The sequence below is a fragment of the Pirellulales bacterium genome (genome assembly GCA_019694435.1).
GTDB lineage: Bacteria > Planctomycetota > Planctomycetia > Pirellulales > JAEUIK01 > JAIBBZ01.
In genome coordinates, this window is the sequence record JAIBBZ010000083.1 from 1 (window position 1) to 3,541 (window position 3,541).

Here is a 3,541-nt window from a genome sequence, read left to right on the forward strand (position 1 = left end):
GGCTAAGCGGATGGATCCTGACCGAGGCCACGGCGATTACGCCCGATGGGCGGACCATCGTGGGCAAGGGGACGAACCCGTTCGGCAAAACCGAGGCCTGGATCGCCACGATTCCCGAACCGTCGAGTTGGCTGCTGCTGACCGCCGCCCTGCTAATACTCGGTGGTCGCAGGCTTTCGCGCGCCTGGCCTGCTCACAAGTGAAGTTGGCGGGCCGTCCGGCCCCATGGGCGCTCACTCGTGATACGGCTGTATCTCGAGGAAGTTGAACGTCTGCTCCTGGCCGAAGAGGCCGGCGGCTGCGGCGGAAGGCCAATCGGAAACCGTCACTCGGGCCGTCGTGCCTTGGGCGCGGAAGACCGTCCAGTGATACGTGATCCAGACCGGAATCGTCGGTTCGGGGCTCGACGGGTACATTTCCGTGAATGACCGCTTCGCGTCCACCTCGACTCCCTCGAGCTTGATCTGGCCGATGAACTTTTGGGCCTCTTCCTGCTTCTTGGCCCGCGGGTGAACCAGGTCCTGGTAGTCGCAGCTGAACATCTTCATCGAGTACAAGCGACCTGGTTGCAAGTTCTTGATCGGCTGCGAGAACGTGTTCGGTCCCTTCGCGCTCCGCTTCATCCACAAGAACGTGTCGCCGATGTGCTCGGGATCGGCCGGGCGACCCAGGCCCATGAAGCGGCCTTCGATGCGACCGTAGCGTGGAAAGCTCCGCGGCTCGATCGACCCGGGCTCGGCGGGTTCGAGCGTCCAACTTTCGGTGCCGCGCTCGAAGTCGGCATTGTCGACATGCGACAGAAACAACGGGTCGTGAGTCAGCAGCGCGGTTTTGCCCTCGATGGCGTAGTGCCGATACAGCTTGCCGACGAAGCGCACCGTCTCTTCGTCGGCGAGAATCGACGTCCACCACTCCAGGCCCGCCAGGTTGGCCAGTACCGGATGGTTGGCCACGAGGTTCATCTGCTGGTCCATCCAGACGTGGTAGTCGACGTTGGGTTGCTTGTTAATGCCCCCCGGCGGCATCGAGAACAGGCCGAAGGCGATGACCATGTTGCGCGTGGCCCCCGGCTGTGTCGACTCCCAGTCGGCGATGCCCTCGATGAACGTTTGCAGCGCGTCGCGCGATTTCTCCGGGCTCGACATTTCGTGCAGGTAGCGTTCGAGGGCGATGCGCTGGTTGCCGTCGATGAGCGTCCGCACGAACGTGGGGCCGATGATCTCCTGGTTGAGCCGTTTGCCGCTGCCGCCAAAGTAGACGAACACTTTCTTATCGTGGTATCGCGCGTCGGCCCGCAGGCGGCGCAGCGCCTCTTCGCACACCTGGTACCGCGCCTGTTCTTGCTCGCGGCGCTGTTGGCGCTCGGGGCTCAGTGCTGCGTCCGTCCGGCCTGACGGCATGTTGACGATGAATTCGTTGATGATAATGCCGTCGAGAAACGCCGACTTATCGAGCACGCCAGTCCAATATTGCCAGTGCTCGTCGGCGGTCTTCGCCTGGCCAGAAACTCCCACCTCGGCAATGAACCGCTTGCCCTGAGCATGCCACGCGTCGACCACAGCGGTCGGCAGCTGAATGTTGCCCGGCACGACCAGCATGTTGACGTTGGGCAGAATGTCCCGTTTGAGAAACTCCATGTCATACCGGCCGTATGATTTGATGGCCGAATCGAAGCCCAGGCCGCAGTGCATCAGTTCGGGAATCGACTGAACGACGAGCCGCTCGACGATCGCCCCAGCGGTGAGTTCGATTTGCAGTTGGTGCTGGCCCGCGGTTACTCGACGCATCGCCTCGGCCGTGGCCGGATGTTGGCCGGCGGGTTGATCGATCAGCGGCTGGCCAGTTGTGTCGCCGTCGAGCACGATTTTTACCCGGCCTTCGCCGCGCAGCCGTGCCGACACAAAGACCCAACCGCCCTCGGAGCGGGTAAAAGCAATCCGGTCGCCCGGGCCATCGGGTCCGGCAACTTCCGCCAGAATGCTCGTCAGATTGTTCAGACGGTGGGGACTTGTGGGGTCGGCCGTTTCGTCGCCAAAGACCGTCGTCGCGGCGGTGATGAACGCCAATGCGAACCAGCAAGCAAGGCATCGTTGCATGGCAAATAACGACCTGCCGATGAAGTAGGATGCTCCACGACTCCGGCCGCCATTATCTGGCCGCCATGCTTCCTGGTCTACCATCGGCAGGCCGTTTCACCTTGCCCTCATCTCCTGAAAAGGGGCCCGTGCTGGGCGGTTTAGTGATGCGCTCCGGCCGGTTGTCGCTCGAAGAGCTTCAGCATCGCCTGGTTGAATGCCGGTATGTCGCTGGGCTGGCGGCTGGTTACCCAATTGGCATCTTCGACCACTTCGCGATCGACCCAGTGTCCGCCGGCGTTGCGAATGTCGTCCTGGATCGTGTGGTAACTGGTCAGCGTGCGGCCACCGACCAGCCCCGCCGAAACCAGAATCCAGGGGGCATGGCAAATCGCCGCGATCGGCTTGTCCGCCTGCTGCATGGCCTGCACAAACGCTTGCACCTCGGGCACCATCCGCAGCGTGTCGGCGTTGACGGTGCCGCCGGGCAGTTGCAACGCGTCAAAGGCCTCGGGCCGGGCATCGCGCACCAGGCCGTCGACAGGCACTTTCGACGCTCGTTTGCGATCTCCGCGCACTCCTTGAATTTCACCATTGTGGAGCGAAAGAATCGTCACCTGGGCGCCTGCTTTTCGCAGGGCTTGAACGGGCCTGATCAGTTCGTCCTGTTCGAAGCCGTCGGTGGCGATGACCGCCCCGCGCAACTGGGTAAGCCGGGTCATGGCGTGCGCCTCCTTCAGGCGGTGATGTTGTCGCGATTTCCAGCCATTTGTTTTCCGGCAATAACCGTACCACTGGCCCGGCTGTCCACCGGCCACGCTCAGTAGACTAGCCGGCGGTGCCCATTGGCGTAGAATTGTGCCGCCATGAGTGGACGGGGGCGCTGGACGGTCGGCGATCGTTGGCTGCGGCGCGGTAGGTGGACTGCCAACGAGGCTGGCCGACGTACACACGTCGTAAAGCAGAGGGCAGATCACATGGCCACCGAACACGCTCCGACAACAGCCGGGGCTAGCGCGTCTACCGACGGGGTCTCGGCGAAAGTACCCGCTGAGGGCGCACCTGTTCAGGCCCCCGCCGCCAGCGCAGCTCCCACGGTCAAAAAGCGGCGCTGGCCTTGGATCGTGGTTGGCGTGGTGGCCGCCATTGTCGCCGCGATCTGGTTGATTCCCGCTATCCACACGGCGCTGACCACCGTCTCGACCGACGACGCTTACGTCAATAGCCACGTCACGTTTGTTGCGCCCCGGGTTGCCGGGCAGGTCGTCAGCGTGTTGGTCGACGACAACAACCGGGTGCGCAAGGGCGACCTGCTCGTGCAGCTCGACAAGCAGCCCTTCGCATCGAGCCAGTCGACTACGACCCGGACAAGAACCCGCTATTCGTCGGCTTGTCGGTAGTGCCGTACGTTTACGTGTACGAGCCCGCCACGGGGCCGCACGCGGGCGAGTATCTGCAACCACCCA

The 3,541-nt window shown here is 63.2% G+C and carries 4 protein-coding genes; 2 read left to right on the forward strand and 2 right to left on the reverse strand.

The annotated features are described in order from the left end of the window. On the forward strand, positions 1 to 203 hold a 203-nt coding region (locus tag K1X74_23430), incomplete at its 5' end, for a PEP-CTERM sorting domain-containing protein (GenBank protein ID MBX7169304.1). A 30-nt stretch (positions 204 to 233) separates the two neighbouring features. On the opposite strand, the gene K1X74_23435 is transcribed toward K1X74_23430, so the two are convergent. Together K1X74_23435 and K1X74_23440 are read right to left on the reverse strand one after the other, a co-directional pair. Further along, the gene (locus K1X74_23435; GenBank protein MBX7169305.1) at positions 234 to 2,096 is read right to left on the reverse strand and encodes a hypothetical protein; all 1,863 of its coding nucleotides are present in this window, start codon (positions 2,094 to 2,096) and stop codon (positions 234 to 236) included. Between the two features lie 140 nt (positions 2,097 to 2,236). After that, on the reverse strand, positions 2,237 to 2,797 hold the full coding sequence (locus K1X74_23440; protein MBX7169306.1) for a type 1 glutamine amidotransferase: 561 nt from the start codon (positions 2,795 to 2,797) through the stop codon (positions 2,237 to 2,239). 255 nt (positions 2,798 to 3,052) lie between these two features. On the opposite strand from K1X74_23440, the gene K1X74_23445 reads away from it, so the two are divergent. Beyond that, positions 3,053 to 3,475 carry a biotin/lipoyl-binding protein gene (locus tag K1X74_23445; protein MBX7169307.1) on the forward strand — a complete coding sequence of 141 codons (423 nt, stop codon included), beginning with the start codon at positions 3,053 to 3,055 and terminating at the stop codon, positions 3,473 to 3,475. The last annotated feature ends 66 nt before the right edge of the window (positions 3,476 to 3,541 follow it).

Bases quoted from the DNA above. Each gene is read 5' to 3' on its own strand.
- K1X74_23435 (MBX7169305.1), bottom strand. From the start codon at position 2,096: ATGCAACGATGCCTTGCTTGCTGGTTCGCATTGGCGTTCATCACCGCC.
- K1X74_23440 (MBX7169306.1), bottom strand. From the start codon at position 2,797: ATGACCCGGCTTACCCAGTTGCGCGGGGCGGTCATCGCCACCGACGGC.
- K1X74_23445 (MBX7169307.1), top strand. From the start codon at position 3,053: ATGGCCACCGAACACGCTCCGACAACAGCCGGGGCTAGCGCGTCTACC.